Raw genomic sequence first — 18,129 nt, forward strand, 5'->3', positions numbered from 1 at the left:
TTTTCAAATATTTCAGTTATAATGGTTGGGAAGCAGATAGGAGGGGCAAAGATGTATCAATCAAAGAAGGTTTTATTATTAGGTTCAGGTGAGTTAGGTAAAGAAGTAGTGATTGAAGCCCAGCGTCTTGGGGTACAGACGGTGGCGGTTGACAGTTACGCGTATGCTCCGGCGATGCAGGTTGCGCATAACAGCTATGTCGTTGATATGCTGGACAGCGAGCAGATCAGAAGCGTCATTGAGAAAGAAAAACCGGATTTGATTGTGCCTGAGGTGGAGGCAATTGCGACGGATGAATTGCTGAAGCTTGAAGAGGAAGGGTTTCATGTCATCCCGAATGCACGTGCGGCAAAGCTGACGATGGATCGGGAAGGCATCAGGCGGCTTGCGGCAGAAACGCTCGGACTTACGACGGCTGGCTATGAATTTGCGAATACATATGACGAATTTGTCCAAGCGGCAGCTCATATTGGCTTTCCTTGTGTCGTTAAACCTTTAATGAGTTCATCTGGAAAAGGCCAAAGCGTGTGCCGCTCTGAAGCGGATTTAGAGAGCTGCTGGGAGACAGCGATGGAAGGCGGACGGGTGAAAAACGGCCGCGTGATCGTAGAGGAGTTTATTCCATTTGAATCAGAAATTACGCTTTTAACTGTTCGTGCAGTCAACGGCACGACTTTCTGTGAACCGATCGGACATGTGCAAAAGGACGGAGATTATATCGAATCTTGGCAGCCGCATCATATGACGGAGCAGCAAATGGAAGAAGCCAGGCATATCGCAAAAACCATTACCGATGAGCTTGGCGGGTACGGCCTGTTTGGCGTGGAGCTGTTTCTTGCGAAGGATAAGGTGTATTTCAGTGAGGTGTCTCCTCGTCCGCATGATACGGGCCTTGTCACGCTGGTGACGCAAAATTTGTCGGAATTCGCGCTGCATGTCCGGGCAATTCTCGGTTTTCCGATTACAGAAATCATACAGCTTTCTCCTGGCGCCAGCCGGCCCCTCAAAGCACCGGAAGAATCAGCGGATTACACTGTAGAAGGACTGGAACACGCACTGGCAGTGCCGAAGACACAAGTTCGCGTCTTTGGTAAGCCAATCACGAAAGCCGGTCGCCGTATGGCGGTTGCGCTTTCTGCGGCTGATACAGTTGAAACAGCGAGAGAGAATGCAAAGAATGCCTTGGATCAGCTATCTATAAAATAGAGTTTAAGCGGGCCTTGTTATGGTACAAGGTCCGTTTTTTCATCCCCTATAAAAGTTTTATCATAAGAATCAAAAACCTGATTATAATGTAAAAGTCTTCCATGTGAATGAGTGGTTGACACAATAGGAGGGAGATGACAGAATGAAATTAGTTCCAACATTCAGAAAACAATGTGCCGCTTGCTTTATGGTTTTATGCTTGGCGATGGCAGCGGCGGTATCTTTTGCTGTACCGGCAAAGGCGGCAGAGAATCCGCAAACTTCTGTATCAAATACAGGTAAAGAAGCTGATGCCACGAAAAACCAAACGTCAAAAGAAGAACAGGTTTCCGCCCCTTATGAGGGAACCGGAAAAACAAGTAAATCGCTATACGGCGGGCAAACGGAACTGGAAAAAAACATTCAAACCTTACAGCCTTCAAGTATCATCGGAACCGATGAACGCATCAGAATCTCCAGCACTACGTCTTTTCCTTATAGAGCAACTGTTCAACTTTCAATTAAGTATCCCAACACCTCTAGCACTTATGGATGTACCGGATTTTTAGTCAATCCGAATACTGTCGTAACGGCTGGACATTGTGTGTACAGCCAGGAGCACGGATGGGCTTCGACGATAACCGCAGCGCCGGGCCGCAATGGTTCTTCATATCCATACGGTACTTATTCAGGCACGATGTTTTACTCCGTCAAAGGATGGACGGAGAGCAATAACACCAATTATGATTACGGAGCGATTAAATTAAACGGTTCTCCTGGAAACACGGTTGGCTGGTACGGCTACCGGACAACAAACAGCAGCAGTCCCGCGGGCCTTTCCTCGTCAGTGACAGGATTCCCGTGTGACAAAACCTTTGGCACGATGTGGTCGGATACAAAGCCGATTCGATCCGCTGAAACGTATAAGCTGACCTATACAACTGATACGTACGGCTGCCAAAGCGGCTCGCCTGTTTACCGAAACTATAGTGATACAGGGCAGACAGCTATTGCTATTCACACGAACGGGGGATCGTCATATAACTTGGGAACAAGGGTGACGAACGATGTATTCAACAATATTCAATATTGGGCAAATCAATAAATACAGCAAATTAGCTATTTTCATGTTTATTATGTTTTTATGCGGATGCAGCTCACAAACGCAATCTGCTCAGAAAGAAACGGCTATCCCTGTTACTCTTCATGTGGAGGATGCCAAGGGGCTGCCCGTCGAAGGGGTTCAAATTACGATTGTCAAAGCGCCAGTCTCAGACCAGAAGCCAAGTACAGAGATTGGCGAGATACTTGGTCAAACAGATAAAAACGGAGACATCAAATGGGCAGGCAAAAAAGGTGACTACTCAGTTGCATTGACGAAGGGTGAAACATCAGTAACCCATGACATCTCATTTACAGAGGATAAAAAAGATAAGGTCATTCTATTAGTTTTCAAAGAATAGGCGGTTTCTCTGATTTCGAGGGAAACTGCCTTTTTTATGTATCACAGGAAGCCAAACTATATACTGGAAATTTATAATATGAGATAATGAGAAATAGGTATTTTTTCTTATGAGACAAAAGGGGCGTTACCCTTTATTTTATATCAATCAAACCCGGAGGAAAAAGAAGAAGATGACACAAGATTCGATGCAGCTCGCCGTGGCTGAGAGCGGTCTCCGCTTTTACCAGGCATATGATAAAAGCCTTTCTTTGTGGCCGATTGAGTCGGAAGCATTCTATGTTTCTACTCGTTTTGGAAAAACACATATCATGGCAAGTGGGCCAAAGGACGCACCTTCGCTCATTTTGCTTCACGGGGGGCTCTTCAGCTCTGCTATGTGGTATCCGAATATCGCGGAGTGGAGCAGTCAATATCGTACATATGCAGTCGATATAATAGGAGACAAAAATAAAAGTATCCCATCAGCTCCTCTGGATACGAGAGCTGATTGCGCAGAATGGCTGAAAGATGTCTTTGATTCTCTTGGACTTGAGACAGCACACCTGGCAGGCCTTTCGCTTGGAGGATCCCATATCGTAAATTTCTTGCTCCGAGTCCCTGAAAGAGTAGAGCGGGCGGTTGTTATGAGTCCCGCCGAAGCATTTATTTCATTTCATCCGGATGTCTATAAATACGTTGCAGGGCTTACGGGATCAAGAGGAGCTCATGCATATATGAAGTGGATTACCGATAGCCGTTATGATCTACATCCTGTACTGCAAAGACAAATTGTAACGGGTGTGGAATGGCAGGACGAACAAAGAAGCCTGAAGCCGACAGAAAATGGCTTTCCGTACGTGTTCACAGACCGGGAATTGAGATCGATAACGGTCCCGATACTCCTGATGTTTGGTGAGTACGAGGTCAGGTACCATCAGCAAATGGCTTTAGAACGGGCTTCAGTATTGGTGCCGGGGATTCAGGCTGAAATCGTGAAGAACACCGGACATCTGTTATCTCTGGAGCGGCCAGAGTACGTCAATCAACGCGTCTTGTCCTTTTTGAGCGGGAAATAATATAGTAAGAAACATGAAAAGATTGGCATTCATTGTTCAAAAGATAACAAATGTTGTATAATAAAAGAATTTGAGTGCTGCTTTTTTGGGGGCATTCTATGTTATCATGCTTAATAGAGAAAATTTTTCCTGTAACGCTATTCGATGCATATCGTCGAATGAGATAGATGGTTTTACAATTGGAGGTTTGGTTACACTGTGAATTATATCCCCTGTATGATTACGATAGGAAACTTTACTTGCGGAATGCTGGCGATTCATTCGTTGTTATATCACAACATTCATTCCGCAGTGCTTTTCATTTTTACCGGCATGTTTCTTGATTTCTTTGACGGGATGGCAGCACGTAAACTGAATGCCGTTTCTGATATGGGAAAAGAACTGGATTCATTTGCTGATCTAGTGACGTTTGGTGTGGCTCCTTCTATGCTTGCGTACAGTGTCTCATTATACGCCCTTCCGTTTATCGGGATTTTATGCGCATTGACGTACAGCATTTGTGGAATGCTTCGCCTCTCTAAATTTAACATTGAGCAAAGCAAGCTTCCGACCTTTATCGGGATGCCGATTCCATTTGCGGGCATGTGTCTCGTTATTCTAAGCTTTGTCTATAACCCGATCCTGCTGGCAATCGGCACTTGCGGACTTTCCTATTTAATGGTGAGTAAAATAAAATTTCCTCACTTTAAAAAACATGCGGCAGAAAACCTGGAGTCTGAGAGATGGAATTAGTTCAGCAGCTTATAGCGGATTACGGTTATATCGCTATTTTTTTGATGCTGGTTCTAGGGATTGTTGGACTGCCGATTCCAGATGAAGTAATGATGACCGTCGTTGGTTACTTCACGCATACTGACGTGCTGAATTATGAGCTTTCGATTTTGATCAGCTTTGTCGGGGCTTTGTTAGGTATGGTGATCAGCTACATGATCGGCAGAAAAGCTGGGCGCCCGTTTATCGACAAGTACGGCAAGTGGATCGGATTAAAAGAAAAGAGAATGATGAAAGTAGAAAAATGGATGAATAAATACGGTCCATATTCTCTTATTTTAGGATATTTCATTCCAGGCGTCAGACATATGACGTGTTATTTTTCGGGAATCGGCAAAATGAACTTGAAAACGTATATTGCGTTTGCGGCAATCGGCGCCTTTTTATGGTGCTTTATTTTTATTACAATCGGAAGGGTTATAGGGATTATTCATGTTTAATACGGCTGTAAAGATTCTGTATCGATCATTGATAGAGCTGACGAATCATCGTCTGTCATCCTATCTGATTAAAGGATTTTGCGAGTCTAAAATCAGCAAACCGGTCATTCCGCTTTTTTCAAAACATTTTCGGCTAAATTGGGATGATGTAGACGGTTCGGCCGCTGATTACGGTTCGCTGTCCGAATTGTTCATTCGACATATTAATTTGGAGCGGCGCCCTGTTTCAAAAGAGGCGCACGCGGTGGTTAGCCCTGTTGACGGTGTGGTTCAGACGGTAGGAACAATCAACCCGAATCAAACCTTTACAGTAAAGGGAAAAGATTACTCTTTCGCTGAGCTGACCGGCTGTAAAAGCGCAGACCATCAATACAACGGCGGATACTTCATCGTGCTGTATCTAAGCCCGCGGCATTATCATCGTTTCCATTCTCCGATCAGCTGCAGGTATCAAAAGCTGGCCGAGCTTGGAAATCGTTCTTACCCTGTAAATCAATTAGGGTTAAAATACGGGAAAGACGTGCTGTCGAAAAATTACCGGTTTGTGTACGAGCTGAATGGCGGCACTCGAAATATCCTGATGATTCCCGTCGGCGCGATGAATATTAACTCTATCGTGCAGACGAGTACACGGGACGTGCTGGAGATCGGCGAGGAGCTTGGATATTTTTCATTTGGCTCAACCGTCATATTGATTTTTGAAAGAGACGCGTTCCAGCCGTCAGCCAATTTAACAGAAGGCCAAGAAGTCCAAGTCGGAGAATTGATAGGATACGAAGAACAAAAAGAGGAGCTCGTATAAGCGCAGCGCCTCTTTTTTTTGAAGAAAGGTGATACTCATGGAGAAACAAATCATCAGCTGGATCAAAGATTATCAGAACACCGGAGATGAAGCCGTCCTGCGGCAAGTGCGGGAAGCGTGCTGGCCAATTGTTGAAGCGGTTCTGCAAGAGAAGGCAACAGATGAAGAGCAAGCGAGTGATTTTCGCGAGAAAGGAATCGAACGGTTTCCATTCATCATCAGCAAATACCAAGCGGATGTACAGCTTCCGGTTGAAACATTTTTACGAAATACGTATCGGTTTTACTTTCATCAGGTGATGAGAGGATCCAGCTAAGGCTTCTTTCAATAGAGAAGCTTTTTTTGTTGGTGAAAAAAGGAAACTTTTTCTGTATCAATCTCGTAATTACTAGAGCATTTTACAGAAAAGGAGAGATAGAATTGAGACAAATGATAGTGAAAACAGCTCTGCCGCTGCTGATTGTCTGTTTGGCGTTTACTTCTTTTTCAGCCTCCGCCCGAGCTGCTTCTGAGGAAAAACATTGGAATTGGTGGATTGAACGACATGCACATCCACTACATTCTTCCGATACCTCAAACAAAGACCTTCGATTTCTGAAGAAGGTGCTGAAAGGAAAACGAATTGTTCAGTTAGGAGAAACCACACACGGCGCTGGCGAAATCAATGCAACAAAGGTCCGCATGATCAAATACCTCCACGAAGAACTGGGGTACGATGTATTGGCCTTTGAGTCTGGCTTTACCGATACAAATGCATCCTACCTTAATATGGATCAACTTACCTCTAAAAGCACGATGAAAAAATCCATATATCCCGTTTGGCACACAGAAGATGTTGTTGAGCTGTTTGCTTACATGAAAGAGCAAAAAGAGAAAGGCGATCCGCTTATCCTTACGGGTTTTGATATTCAAAGCATGAAGAATTCATTCAATGACGCTGCAAACCAATGGGTCAAAGCAGTGGACCCTGAAAAAGCAGAGCTGCTCTCCCAATCAGAAAATGACTTTTCAACATTGGTGACTAACAGCAACACGTTTGATGAATTTGCGCAAAAGAAAGAAACGCTTGCGAAAAACTATCAAGAGCTGATCAAGTTCGCTGAAACACATGCTTCAGAGCTAAAAGCACACCTTCCGAAAGAGCCGAAAGCTTATGAGATGTTTATGCATTCCCTTCAGCTGAGAATTGACGTAATGGAAACGTATATGCTGGAAGAAATGAAAGAAAAACTAAAGGATTATCCGGATAATATTGAGGATTTTTCATTCTATATGAGAGACCGCATGATGGCTGAACAATTTCAGAGGGTTGCGGAAACCCTTTATCCGAAAAAAAAGATCATTGTCTGGGCCCACAATTACCATCTTCGCAAACAGAATACCAAAATGATAAAGGACTGGGTAGAGCTAAACGGTCCTAACATGGGTGATTATTTGCCGGAGCGGCTGAAAAAACAAACATATACGATTGGCATTTATGCATATTCAGGCGCCAGTCTCGATAGCGATAATAAGACCGTTACGCCGGTCACAAGCCCGCCGCCGTCTGGAAGTCTTGAAGCTTTGCTGAAAGCTGCGAACCATCCAGCTGTCTTTGTTGATTTTCTCCATACAAAAAACAAGAAAGGCACTTCGTGGATGTACACCCCGCGGACAGCACTCTATTGGGGGATTACGGAAGAGCAGATGATCTTGAAGGAACAATATGACGGTGTCATTTGGCTGGAGCATATCACGCCATCAGTTATTATCAAGTGAGTAGTGTCCCCCCCTGTTATAGTACAGGGGGTTTTTACATATCGCAAAAAAAATCAAAACATATAAGCTGTGATCCATTATTCTAAAACAGAAAGGAGATTGAAGCGTGATATGTATTATGAAAAAGCTATCCAGAAAACAATCGATTGGATTGAATCACATTTACATGAGCAAATATCAAGTGAGGATATTGTAAACGTTTCAGGCTTTTCAAAATTCCATTTTCATCGGATCTTTCAAAAAGAAGTCGGTATGTCGGTTGCTTCTTATATTCGTTTAAGACGTCTTGCTACAGCAGCGGCAGCATTGCTTTATACCGATTTTCGTATTATGGATATTGCTTTGCATTATCAGTTTGAATCTCAAGAAGCATTTACGAGGACGTTCAAAAAGCTGTATCACATGCCGCCTGGAGCATATCGAACATTTATGAAGCGATTGACTGCAAAAAAGGAGGAATCTCGCATGGGGAAAAAAATGAAGGGCTGGTTATTGAACGGGAGCCATCCATTCCAATACGAAATGGGGGTTGACCGGGAAAATGTACATCAGGGAAAAGCTTCAGGGTATTTAAAATCAACGATGGTGCAGGGCAACGGTGAATTTGCGACGATGATGCAGCAATTTAAGGCAGATCGCTATCTAGGAAAAAGGCTTCGGCTATCAAGTTTTATCAAAACAAGAGGAGTGAAGCATTTTGCCTCACTTTGGATGCGGGTTGACAGTGCTGCTGACGATGTTCTCCAATTTGACAATATGAGCAACAGGCCTATTACCGGGACAACCAATTGGAATCATTATGCTATTGTTTTAGATGTCCCTGAAAAGAGTGCTGTGATATCTTTTGGTGTCCTATTATCTGGGCCGGGTCAGATGTGGATGGATCATGTTGTTTTTGAAGAGGTAGATGAAAGCATCCCTTCAACAAATCTTGAAATGCCGGGAGAACTTTTAGATGAGCCGATAAATTTATCTTTTGAAGAGGAACTATAAAATAGTTTTCAGATAACTACTTTAATTAGTAATTTAATGGAAAATGCCATAGTATATTAATGAACCCATGTGCCGCTTGGGTTTGTAAGAGCTTGGATATTTTTATCAGTCTGGGCGGATCTGTTCATCTTTGCGTCATTTTCCTGTATGATATAGTAAGTGTGTGCATAACAACTAACTATAATCGAACAGGGTGTTTAAATCATGGAAAAACAATACAGAGTATTACTTTACTATAAATATGTTACGATTGAAGATCCAGAGGCGTTCAGAGAGCAGCATCTGGCTTTTTGTAAGGAGCTTGGTTTGTTAGGCCGTATCCTTGTTTCTTCTGAAGGAATTAACGGTACGGTATCAGGTACGGTTGAGCAGACTGAAAAATATATGGAAACAATGAAAGCTGACCCTCGTTTTGCGGATATGGTATTTAAAATTGATGAAGAAGAGGACCATGCGTTCAAAAAAATCTTCGTCCGTCATAAAAAAGAGCTTGTGACGCTTCGTCTTGAAGATGATGTGGATCCGAATCAAACAACAGGACAGCATTTGAAGCCTGCAGAATTTTATGAGAAAATGCAGGATCCAAACACAATTGTAATTGACGCGCGTAATGATTACGAGTATGATCTTGGCCATTTTAGAGGAGCAGTCCGTCCTGACATCGAAGCCTTCCGTGAATTGCCTGAATGGATCGAAGAACACAAAGACATGCTTGAAGGCAAAAAGATTTTAACATACTGCACGGGCGGCGTGCGCTGCGAAAAATTCTCCGGCTGGCTGGTGAAGCAAGGCTTTGAAGATGTAGCACAGCTTGACGGCGGAATTGTGACATATGGAAAAGATCCTGAGGTGCAAGGCAAGCTGTGGGACGGCCAGTGCTACGTCTTCGATGAAAGAATCAGCGTGCCTGTCAACCGTGTCGAGCATGTGGTTGTCGGAAAAGACTACTTTACAGGTGAACCGTGTGAGCGTTATGTGAACTGCGCAAATCCATCTTGCAACAAAAAAATGATTTGCACACCGGAAAATGAGTATAAATATATGCGCAGCTGCAGCCACGAATGCCGTACGAACCCAAGAAACCTGTATGTTTCAGAGCACAATATGACAGAAGAAGAAGTAAACGCAAGACTGGCAGCGATTGAAAAAGAAGATCACGTTGCTGCTGAATAATCGAAAGAACACCTCGGGAATGAGGTGTTCTTTTTTATACGCTATCGGTTTGTCCGTTTGCAGAGGCCCATTCTTTTTCGCGGAAGGCCTTTTCCCATTTTGACACCACGATGCAGGCCATCGCATGCCCCGGTACGTTCACGCCTGTTCTCGCCATGTCCATGACACGGTCAACGCCCGCTATTATGGCGACGCCTTCAGCAGGAAGCCCTACAGCATTGGCAGTTGCCAGAAGAACAACAAGCGAGCCTGACGGAACAGCTGCAATGCCTTTACTAGTCATGACAAGCACAAGCATCATCAGCAGCTGCTGGGACAATGTCATGTCTACATGAAAGGCCTGCGCCAGAAAAATACAGGAAACTGATAAATATAAACTGGAGCCGTCGCAGTTCAGTGACAAGCCAGAGGGAACGACAAATGATACCACTCGTTTTGGGCAGCCGTATTTCTCCATTCTGTCCATCAGCTGAGGGAGTATGGTTTCGGTGCTGGTGGTGGAAAACGCGATCAAAAACAGATCCCATATCATTTTTAACACTTCGAAATACTTAATATGAAAGATGAGACCGACAAGCGGAAAGAGGACAAAGAGGATCAGGAACAGACCAAGGAACACCGTGCCAACCAGTTTAAACATAGGGAGGAGGAGTTCGATGCCATATTGGCCCACAGAGGCTGCCATCAAGGCTAGCACGCCAATAGGAGCAGTCACCATGACGATTTGCGTGAGTTTGAACATAATTTGAGCGGTGGATTCAAAGAAATTCATCACTGGTTCAGAGGCTTTGCCAATGCCGGCCGCGGCGACACCAAACAAAATCGCAAAGAAGATAACGGCGAGCAAATCATTTCTGGCCATGACATCAATAATATTTGTAGGAATAATATCAAGGATCATTTGTTTAAAATCAACAACTTTGTCTGTGTAGCCGGAAAGTTCATTGATATCTTTTTTCGCCAAATGGGAGAGGTCAAGCCCGACACCGGGTTTTAAGACATTCGCTAATACAAGTCCAAGCGCCAATACCATCGTGGTAATCACTTCAAACCAAATGATCGTCTTAATCCCGAGACTGCCCATTTTTTTCATGCTTCCGCTTCCTGCAGCTCCGATGACAATAGTAGAAAACACAATTGGCACGACAATCATTTTAATCAAACGAATAAACCCATCTCCGACAGGCCTCAATGCCATCCCAAAATCAGGGAAAAAATGGCCGACTGCTGCGCCGACAGCCAAAGCGATTAAAATTTGGAACGCGATCAATTTTTTCAAACGAATCCCCCTTTTCATGATGATAGGACGAGGCATATTCATATCTTGGTAAATTACATGAAAACACCTTATTTCAAATTTTATTTTGATAGCGCTTTCATTATGTTGGCAAAAAAGTCCTTCGCTTCAGGGGGGACTATCTTACTTCATTTGCATAAAATGGTTATAACTTTGCGGATGAGACGGAGAGAGACCAGCGTATTCATCCAAATTAAATGTAGTAACCTTTGAAAAATCGATTTCGCCTGCCTGATAGTCTGAAACCAGCTGCTTGTACAAGCCGACCGGCGTGCTTCCTGTTGCCAGGCCGAGAACGGCATCTTTCTTAGCCTGTATCTGTTCTTTCATCATGTTAGCGCTTAACTTACAAAGTTCTTCATAGTGCTCGGCGATTATAATCTTCATGTGACACCCCCTCAAAGAGATAGACAAGCACCATATTTGTTATAACCAATTTAAGATGGTTGTCATTACGAATTTAGCGCCACCGTAATCAAACTTTCAATATTAATTTCTGAAAATTTGTTATAAAAGAAGGATACAAATCTTTCATATGAGGCTGGCAAGTGATATTATGGTCTCAATCAAAAAGAACGGTTGCATACAGAATGGGGAGAATGAAATGACAGCTTTATATTCTGTTATCAAGTTTAAAATCATTGAATTAATGAAGTCGGGCAAGTATCAGGCGAATGATCAGCTGCCGACGGAGAGCTAGTTTTGCGAATAATATGATGTCAGCAGAACAACTGTGAGACTGGCCCTGCAGCAGCTTGAGCTTGAGAGGTATATTAAAAGAATTCAAGGGAAAGGAACATTTGTATCGGCTGCAAAATACAAACGCCGATTCCGCATAAGATTACAAGCTTTGCAGAACAAATGAGGGGTCTGCGTTCTGAATCAAAAGTACTTGAACTCGTGGTGATACCTGATCACTCCATTGCCGAGCTTTTGAAAATGAGAGAGAATGACCCTGTCAACAAGCTTGTCAGGGTCAGATACGCCGAGGGGGAGCCCTTGCAGTATCACACCTCCTATATTCCCTGGAGAGCCGCACCGGGGCTGGCACAGGAAGAGTGCACAGGCTCGCTGTTTGAACTGTTAAGGACAAAATACAATATTGAAATCAGCAGAGGCACAGAATCAATCGAGCCGATTTTAACCGATGAAACGATCAGCGGCCACTTGTTAACCAATGTCGGAGCACCGGCATTTTTATCAGAATCTCTCACCTATGATAAAAATGAAGAAGCAGTAGAATATGCGCAAATTATTACGTGAGGAGACCGAACGAAATTCACCGTAGAACAGTCATATCATTCATAAAGTGATGCGTGACGATGAAAGGGATGGTGGTTCTATGTTTCTATTGATGAATGGAAAGGCGCTGTGGGGGGCTGTGATTGCTGCTTTCATCCTTTCAATCGTGTTTTACCCATTTCTTCCGGCGGAGATGCCGATTCACTATGATGGAACGAACAGCCCGGATCTGACGGTGAACAAGCTGGCGGGGACTGTAATACTGCCCGTTATGATGGTTGTGTTTGCATGGGCGCGGAAGATCAATTGGCAATTTGTGATTGCAGTATATATTTTGCTGATTTGCCATATTGTCGTCCTGTATTTAGCAGTCTAAAATGAGGCAGCCGAATTGAATCTGGCTGTTTTGGCGTGCCGGCAAACTCTTGCACTCGTCGTCAGCCGGCACGTTGGTGCTCACCAGTTATGAAAGAAACGGCGACTAATTGCTCTGGTGTCCTGCCTAATGCCGCCGTCATCACATTTTGTGAGAGCACCTTTAATGCTCGTCCTTCCTAGACTTCAAGGGTTTTCAATCACACTGAAAAAAGATAACAAAAGCCTAAAACGGGCAGTTTTTCTTTTATTTCATCTTCATTTGACAAAGAATGTGGTGTATAATAGCTGATGATCATAAAGAATATTCTGAAATTTGTAGGTGTGGAGCGGCGTATAATCAAAGAAGAGGCTGTATACTTTTTTAATTTTAAAAAGACTGAATATTTCAACAATTATGCTGTGAAAGGTGTGCTGATCAGATTGAATAAGCTTATTGAACGAGAAAAAACTGCATTTCATAAGGAAAAGCCCGACCCTTCATCCTTGGAATTCGGGAAATATTTTACAGATTATATGTTTGTGATGGATTATGAAGAGGGAATGGGCTGGTACCATCCGAGAATTGAGCCGTACGCGCCGCTTACGCTTGATCCGTCTTCATCTGTTTTTCACTACGGCCAGGCTGTCTTTGAAGGATTAAAAGCGTACAGAACAGAAGATGGCAGAGTGCTGCTGTTCCGTCCGGATCAAAACATCAAACGGCTGAACAGATCGTGTGAGCGCATGAGTATGCCGCCTTTAGACGAAGAGCTGGTGCTTGAGGCATTGATGCAATTAGTTGAGCTGGAGAAGGATTGGGTTCCAAAGGAAAAGGGTACGTCACTGTATATACGTCCGTTTGTCATTGCCACAGAACCAAGTCTCGGTGTGAAGGCATCCAAGAGCTATACATTCATGATCGTGCTTTCGCCTGTCGGCTCCTATTATGGCGACGATCAGCTGAAGCCAGTTAGAATCTACGTCGAAGATGAGTACGTGCGGGCGGTGAACGGCGGAGTCGGATGTGCAAAAACGTCCGGAAATTACGCGGCCAGCCTTCAGGCGCAGCAGAAAGCGAATGAGCTGGGCTATGACCAGGTGCTGTGGCTGGATGCCATTGAAAAGAAATACGTGGAAGAAGTAGGGAGCATGAACATCTTTTTCGTTATGAACGGGGAAGCTGTCACACCGGCATTAAGCGGAAGTATTTTAAGCGGAATTACACGTGCGTCTGCGATTGAGCTGATTCGGAGCTGGGGCATTCCGGTTCGAGAAGAGAGAATTTCGATTGACGAGATTTACGCGGCTTCTGCACGCGGAGAATTGACAGAGGTCTTCGGCACGGGAACTGCAGCAGTCGTTTCGCCTGTCGGTGAACTCAATATTCATGGGAAAACGGTGATTGTAGGCGACGGGCAAATCGGGGATATCTCGAAAAAGCTGTATGAAACGATAACAAATATTCAGCTTGGAAAAGTGAAGGGGCCGTTCAACTGGACGGTGGAAGTTTGAAGATGAAACAGAACCTGCTCGGAGGCAGGTTCTGTTTATTTTGAATGAGTGATATCAGCAGTCGGCTGGCTTATGCGGTTTTTCGCATAATATGCTGCATAACAGATGGCCATAAACGGGATGCCGCAATACAGTGCGATTCGTTGATTCGGATCAAAGGCTATGCCGATGACGGAAGCCAGGCATAATAGGAACGCGGCAATCGGCACGAACGGATACAAAGGGGTCCGGTATGTCAAATCGGCTACCTTGTTTCCAGCTTCTACATAACGTTTTCTGAACATGAATTGAGAAGCGGCGATACCCATCCACACGACAACAACCGCAAACCCGGAAATCGACACGAGCACAACGTATACAGTGTCTGGCGCAAATACGCTGGACAGCAATGACAGAATGCCGCCGATCATACTGAATACCAGCGCGTTAAACGGGGTTCCTTTTGACGTCAGCTTTGCAAATGTAGGGTGAAGCGTTTTTTCTTTTGATAAAGACCACAGCATCCGGGAAGAAGCGTAAAGTCCGGAATTAGCAGCTGACAGAATCGCTGTCAGGATGACAAAGTTCATGATATCGGCTGCATACGGGACACCGACTCTGTCAAAGACAGCGACAAACGGGCTTTTGATAACGCCTGCATCTTGTATCGGAATCAGCCCTGACAGCACGAATATCGTTCCGACAAAAAAGAGTGATAGACGCCAGACCGTTGTTTTAATTGCTTTTGGTATCGTCTTGTCGGGATCAACGCTTTCTCCGGCGGCGATTCCGATCAGTTCAGTTCCCGAGAAGGCAAAATTAACGGAAAGCATTGTCATCAAAATCGGGACAAATCCATTGGGAAAGAGCCCGCCTTCCGCCGTGAAGTTGGACAGCATCGGAGCGGTTTCTCCGCCTTGAATCGGGAGGATGCCGAACATGGCAGAGCCGCCTAAAAGAATAAACAATATAATGGCTAATACTTTAATGCTGGAAAACCAAAATTCTGATTCAGCGAAAAACTTGACTGAAAATGCGTTCAGCAAGAAAATGAACAGTGCAAAGACGGCACTCCACATCCAAACGGACGTATGGGGGAACCAGCGCTGCATTAACAGGCCGGCTGCAGTGAATTCTGATCCCAATGCCACGGTCCATGTCAGCCAGTACAGCCAAGCAACCGTGAACCCGGTGCCCGGCCCTATGTATTTCGCAGCATAGGTGTGAAAGGCGCCCGTGACAGGCATGGCCACTGACAGCTCACCGAGGCACAGCATGACCAAATAGACGATTCCGGCGCCGACTAAGTAGGCGAGTATCGTTCCCGCGGGGCCTGCTTGCTGAATGGTATAGCCAGAGCTTAAAAACAGCCCGGTTCCGATGACACCCCCTAAGGAAAGCATAAAGAGGTGCCGGCTTTTCATACTTCTCTGAAAGTTTGTCTCATTCTTGTTGTGAGCAGATTTCATCTTTTTCCAACTTTCTATCGGCGATTTATTTCATTCCTAATAAAAAATCTCATGTCAGCGAGTGACACGAGACTCCGGCGAACCGGCTTTTAGATAGAATATACAAACAATTCAGATAAGTCAAGTTGTTTTTAAAGCGTGCGCCCATGTTGCAATTTCTTTGATATCTTCAGGTTTTGTCCGGCAGCAGCCGCCAATCAGCTTTGCTCCTTTTTCATGCCACATGCGTGCGCTTTGTCCGTATGGTTCTGCGCATGCTGCGCCGTTCCACGTTTTTGTCTCCGGATCATATTGCTCGCCTGAATTTGGGTAGACGATGATCGGTTTTGATGTGTGCTTTTTTAACTCTTCTATTAAAGAAGGGATGTGCTGAAGCGGCGTGCAGTTGATGCCGAGCGCTGCAACTTGGCGGTGCTCATCAAGCCATGACGCGCAGTCAGCGGCAAGTGTTCCGTCACTGATATGCAGGCCGTCTTTTGCACTGAAGCTGATCCACGCATACGTTTCGGGAAATTCCTTCAACAGCCGGACAATCGCTTTTGCTTCGGTCAGACACGGAATTGTCTCGCATGCCAAAACATCAGCTCCGGCTTCGATCAGTGCTTTCATACGGGGCCGATGAAATTCAACAAGCTCATCCTCTGTAATTCCGTAGTGACCCCGATACTCAGACCCGTCTGCAAGATATGCGCCATAAGGGCCTACAGAAGCCGCAATGATTGGTTTTGGCCGATTCAGACGGTTCTCTTCAAGTGCCCAAAATTCATCACGCGCTACAGCTGCGATGCTGACGGACATCTCGATGAGCCGGCGTGCTTTCGCTTCGCTCAGCCCGCGTGCGGCAAAGCCTTCAAATGTAGACTGGTAGCTGGCGGTAATCGCACAGTCAGCGCCTGCCGCGAAATAATCAGTATGAACTTGTTTAATCAGGTCCGGCTCTTCCATCAGGATTTTTGCCGACCAAAGACTGTCGTTCAAATCACAGCCCTTGCGTTCAAGCTCGGTCGCCATGGCGCCGTCTAGCACAATAAGCGGGTATGTATCTAGTATATGTTGGATAGGGTTCATAGAATGTATCGATGCCTTCTTTCAGATTTTTTGAAAAGATATGAAAATCGTAATGGAGGCTTACGTGTTTGTCAATAAACGCAAAAGAAAAGGGTGCTCAGCCCGTATGTCTGAACACCCTTCTTTTACGAAATTTGTTTGTTGTGTTTGTCAGTCTGTGTGTCAGAAAGCGGCCAGCATTCAATGCCATTGTGGTTTTTGAGCACACTTTTATAAAAGACCGGGTCTTTGCCTGCTTTTTTCTGGCGTGTATAGTCTTGGAGTGCCGCAAAAACGACCTTTGATAATAAGAAAATTGCAATTAAATTCACGACGACCATCAAGCCCATAAACAAATCAGCCAGATCCCAGACGAGCTGGACTTTGGCAACACAGCCAAACACAATCATAGCAAGCACGCCGATACGGTAGACAAAAATCAGTTTTTTGCTTTTGTTCAAAAAGCCGATATTGGTTTCGCCATAATAATAGTTTCCGATTAAAGCACAGAATCCGAATAACAAAATCAGAATGGCGAGAAAACCTGATGCCCATGATCCGACATGGGAGCTGAGAGAAGCTTGTGTCAACGCGATCCCGCTCAGTCCCGGAGTATGGTAGGCATCCGAAAACAGGATGATAAAGGCGGTGCTTGTACAAATGACTAGCGTATCTGACAGCACACCAAGCGCTTGAATCAGTCCCTGTTTGACAGGATGGCTTGTCGTTGCGGTGGCAGCTGCATTCGGTGCACTTCCCATTCCCGCTTCGTTTGAAAAGATCCCACGTCTGACACCCTGCATTAAGGCTGCACCTAAAGTGCCGCCAGCGGCCTGGTCAAAACCAAATGCATTTTTCACGATCAGTGCAATCACGTCCGGCAGCTGGGTAATGTTAGTGAGAATTACGAAAAACGCAACTCCGATATACAGGACAGCCAATACGACGACAATGGATTCAGCCAGCTTCGCAATGCGCTTTACGCCGCCGAAAATAATCGTGCCGAACACAGCAATTAAAATGAGTCCCAATGTCAGACGGTTTGTGCCGAACGCATTTTCAAAGGCGAGACTGACTGTATTTGATTGGACCGAGTTAAAGACAATACCGAACGATAAGGTAATTAACACAGCGAAAAGCGCGCCCATCCACCTTTTGTTCAGTCCTTTTTCCATGTAATAAGCCGGCCCGCCGCGGAAGCCGTTTGCATCTTTTACTTTATAAATCTGTGCCAGTGTGCTTTCCACAAAGCTTGATGCTGATCCGATAATGGCGATCATCCACATCCAGAAGATTGCACCTGGCCCGCCTAGTGCAATGGCGATGGCAATGCCCGTAATATTTCCTGTTCCGACACGGGCCGCCATGCTGATGCAAAACGCTTGGAACGGAGAAATGGTATTTTTCGACCGGGAAGCAGCACCTTCTCTTAATACCCTGACCATTTCTTTCAGCATGCGAACCTGTAAAAACTTAAGCCTGAACGTAAAATAAATTCCCAGCGAAAGGAGCAAAACAATTAATAGCTTTGACCACAATAGATCATTTGCGACACCGACGATATGTTCCAGGATTTGCTGCATA

The 18,129-nt window shown here is 44.9% G+C and carries 17 protein-coding genes and 2 pseudogenes; 14 read left to right on the forward strand and 5 right to left on the reverse strand.

Annotated features, from left to right (window positions below; genetic code table 11):
* Positions 1-51: 51 nt before the first annotated feature.
* The 11 genes from purT to MOF34_RS17845 all read left to right on the forward strand — a co-directional run bounded on the left by purT (position 52) and on the right by MOF34_RS17845 (position 9,642).
* A complete protein-coding gene (gene purT / locus MOF34_RS17795; protein WP_268401160.1) occupies positions 52-1,206 on the forward strand; it encodes a phosphoribosylglycinamide formyltransferase 2 in 1,155 nt (384 codons plus the stop codon).
* A gap of 142 nt (positions 1,207-1,348) precedes the next feature.
* On the forward strand, positions 1,349-2,290 hold the full coding sequence (gene mpr, locus MOF34_RS17800) for an extracellular metalloprotease Mpr (protein WP_019713180.1): 942 nt from the start codon (positions 1,349-1,351) through the stop codon (positions 2,288-2,290).
* Positions 2,253-2,648: a DUF2606 family protein gene (locus MOF34_RS17805; protein WP_019713181.1), complete on the forward strand. Its 396-nt coding sequence runs from the start codon at positions 2,253-2,255 to the stop codon at positions 2,646-2,648. The genes mpr and MOF34_RS17805 overlap by 38 nt, the downstream gene beginning before the upstream one ends.
* 172 nt (positions 2,649-2,820) lie before the next feature.
* Positions 2,821-3,705 (forward strand): alpha/beta fold hydrolase, encoded by an 885-nt coding sequence (locus MOF34_RS17810; RefSeq protein WP_268401161.1) that lies wholly within the window; start codon positions 2,821-2,823, stop codon positions 3,703-3,705.
* 198 nt (positions 3,706-3,903) lie between these two features.
* Positions 3,904-4,437 (forward strand): CDP-diacylglycerol--serine O-phosphatidyltransferase, encoded by a 534-nt coding sequence (gene pssA, locus MOF34_RS17815; RefSeq protein ID WP_019713182.1) that lies wholly within the window; start codon positions 3,904-3,906, stop codon positions 4,435-4,437.
* Entirely contained in the window at positions 4,428-4,916 is a 489-nt protein-coding gene (locus tag MOF34_RS17820) for a DedA family protein (protein WP_268401162.1), read from the forward strand. Before pssA ends, MOF34_RS17820 begins: the two co-directional genes overlap by 10 nt.
* Positions 4,909-5,718 (forward strand): phosphatidylserine decarboxylase, encoded by an 810-nt coding sequence (locus tag MOF34_RS17825; RefSeq protein ID WP_268401163.1) that lies wholly within the window; start codon positions 4,909-4,911, stop codon positions 5,716-5,718. The genes MOF34_RS17820 and MOF34_RS17825 overlap by 8 nt, the downstream gene beginning before the upstream one ends.
* A 37-nt stretch (positions 5,719-5,755) precedes the next feature.
* Positions 5,756-6,034 carry a hypothetical protein gene (locus MOF34_RS17830; RefSeq protein ID WP_268401164.1) on the forward strand — a complete coding sequence of 93 codons (279 nt, stop codon included), beginning with the start codon at positions 5,756-5,758 and terminating at the stop codon, positions 6,032-6,034.
* 104 nt (positions 6,035-6,138) lie between these two features.
* Positions 6,139-7,476, forward strand: a complete 1,338-nt coding sequence (locus MOF34_RS17835; RefSeq protein ID WP_268401165.1) for an erythromycin esterase family protein — start codon at positions 6,139-6,141, stop codon at positions 7,474-7,476.
* A gap of 111 nt (positions 7,477-7,587) precedes the next feature.
* A complete protein-coding gene (locus MOF34_RS17840) occupies positions 7,588-8,469 on the forward strand; it encodes a helix-turn-helix domain-containing protein (protein WP_268401166.1) in 882 nt (293 codons plus the stop codon).
* 204 nt (positions 8,470-8,673) lie between these two features.
* Entirely contained in the window at positions 8,674-9,642 is a 969-nt protein-coding gene (locus MOF34_RS17845; RefSeq protein WP_019713187.1) for a rhodanese-related sulfurtransferase, read from the forward strand.
* A gap of 34 nt (positions 9,643-9,676) precedes the next feature.
* Here MOF34_RS17845 and gltP read toward each other — a convergent pair whose 3' ends face one another.
* Both gltP and MOF34_RS17855 read right to left on the reverse strand, forming a co-directional pair.
* Positions 9,677-10,921, reverse strand: coding sequence for a glutamate-aspartate/proton symporter GltP (gene gltP, locus MOF34_RS17850; RefSeq protein ID WP_019713188.1), 1,245 nt, complete (start codon positions 10,919-10,921; stop codon positions 9,677-9,679).
* 153 nt (positions 10,922-11,074) lie between these two features.
* A pseudogene (locus MOF34_RS17855) lies at positions 11,075-11,326 on the reverse strand (6-phosphogluconolactonase); the annotation flags it as partial.
* Positions 11,327-11,543: 217 nt separating this feature from the next.
* Between MOF34_RS17855 and gamR the strand changes: the two are divergent.
* From gamR to MOF34_RS17870, 3 genes and pseudogenes are all read left to right on the forward strand, one after another.
* Positions 11,544-12,202, forward strand: a pseudogene (gamR, locus tag MOF34_RS17860) (transcriptional regulator GamR).
* 79 nt (positions 12,203-12,281) lie between these two features.
* The gene (locus MOF34_RS17865; RefSeq protein WP_019713189.1) at positions 12,282-12,557 is read left to right on the forward strand and encodes a DUF1648 domain-containing protein; all 276 of its coding nucleotides are present in this window, start codon (positions 12,282-12,284) and stop codon (positions 12,555-12,557) included.
* Positions 12,558-12,979: 422 nt separating this feature from the next.
* Positions 12,980-14,050, forward strand: a complete 1,071-nt coding sequence (locus tag MOF34_RS17870) for a branched-chain amino acid aminotransferase (protein WP_268401212.1) — start codon at positions 12,980-12,982, stop codon at positions 14,048-14,050.
* A gap of 35 nt (positions 14,051-14,085) precedes the next feature.
* Here the strand turns inward: MOF34_RS17870 and mmuP are convergent, their stop codons facing one another.
* The 3 genes from mmuP to MOF34_RS17885 form a co-directional block, all read right to left on the reverse strand.
* The gene (mmuP, locus tag MOF34_RS17875; protein ID WP_268401167.1) at positions 14,086-15,498 is read right to left on the reverse strand and encodes an S-methylmethionine permease; all 1,413 of its coding nucleotides are present in this window, start codon (positions 15,496-15,498) and stop codon (positions 14,086-14,088) included.
* A gap of 120 nt (positions 15,499-15,618) precedes the next feature.
* Positions 15,619-16,566, reverse strand: coding sequence for a homocysteine S-methyltransferase (gene mmuM, locus MOF34_RS17880; protein ID WP_019713193.1), 948 nt, complete (start codon positions 16,564-16,566; stop codon positions 15,619-15,621).
* 125 nt (positions 16,567-16,691) lie between these two features.
* The gene (locus MOF34_RS17885) at positions 16,692-18,128 is read right to left on the reverse strand and encodes an alanine/glycine:cation symporter family protein (RefSeq protein WP_268401168.1); all 1,437 of its coding nucleotides are present in this window, start codon (positions 18,126-18,128) and stop codon (positions 16,692-16,694) included.
* Between the last annotated feature and the right edge of the window lies 1 nt (position 18,129).

The sequence above is a fragment of the Bacillus sp. T17B1 genome (assembly GCF_026796395.1).
GTDB lineage: Bacteria > Bacillota > Bacilli > Bacillales > Bacillaceae > Bacillus > Bacillus spizizenii_A.

Coding starts and splice junctions, on each gene's coding strand:
- purT (WP_268401160.1), top strand. CDS start 52: ATGTATCAATCAAAGAAGGTTTTATTATTAGGTTCAGGTGAGTTAGGT.
- mpr (WP_019713180.1), top strand. CDS start 1,349: ATGAAATTAGTTCCAACATTCAGAAAACAATGTGCCGCTTGCTTTATG.
- MOF34_RS17805 (WP_019713181.1), top strand. CDS start 2,253: ATGTATTCAACAATATTCAATATTGGGCAAATCAATAAATACAGCAAA.
- MOF34_RS17810 (WP_268401161.1), top strand. CDS start 2,821: ATGACACAAGATTCGATGCAGCTCGCCGTGGCTGAGAGCGGTCTCCGC.
- MOF34_RS17820 (WP_268401162.1), top strand. CDS start 4,428: ATGGAATTAGTTCAGCAGCTTATAGCGGATTACGGTTATATCGCTATT.
- MOF34_RS17825 (WP_268401163.1), top strand. CDS start 4,909: ATGTTTAATACGGCTGTAAAGATTCTGTATCGATCATTGATAGAGCTG.
- MOF34_RS17830 (WP_268401164.1), top strand. CDS start 5,756: ATGGAGAAACAAATCATCAGCTGGATCAAAGATTATCAGAACACCGGA.
- MOF34_RS17840 (WP_268401166.1), top strand. CDS start 7,588: ATGTATTATGAAAAAGCTATCCAGAAAACAATCGATTGGATTGAATCA.
- MOF34_RS17845 (WP_019713187.1), top strand. CDS start 8,674: ATGGAAAAACAATACAGAGTATTACTTTACTATAAATATGTTACGATT.
- MOF34_RS17865 (WP_019713189.1), top strand. CDS start 12,282: ATGTTTCTATTGATGAATGGAAAGGCGCTGTGGGGGGCTGTGATTGCT.
- mmuP (WP_268401167.1), bottom strand. CDS start 15,498: ATGAAATCTGCTCACAACAAGAATGAGACAAACTTTCAGAGAAGTATG.
- mmuM (WP_019713193.1), bottom strand. CDS start 16,566: ATGAACCCTATCCAACATATACTAGATACATACCCGCTTATTGTGCTA.
- MOF34_RS17885 (WP_268401168.1), bottom strand. CDS start 18,128: ATGCAGCAAATCCTGGAACATATCGTCGGTGTCGCAAATGATCTATTG.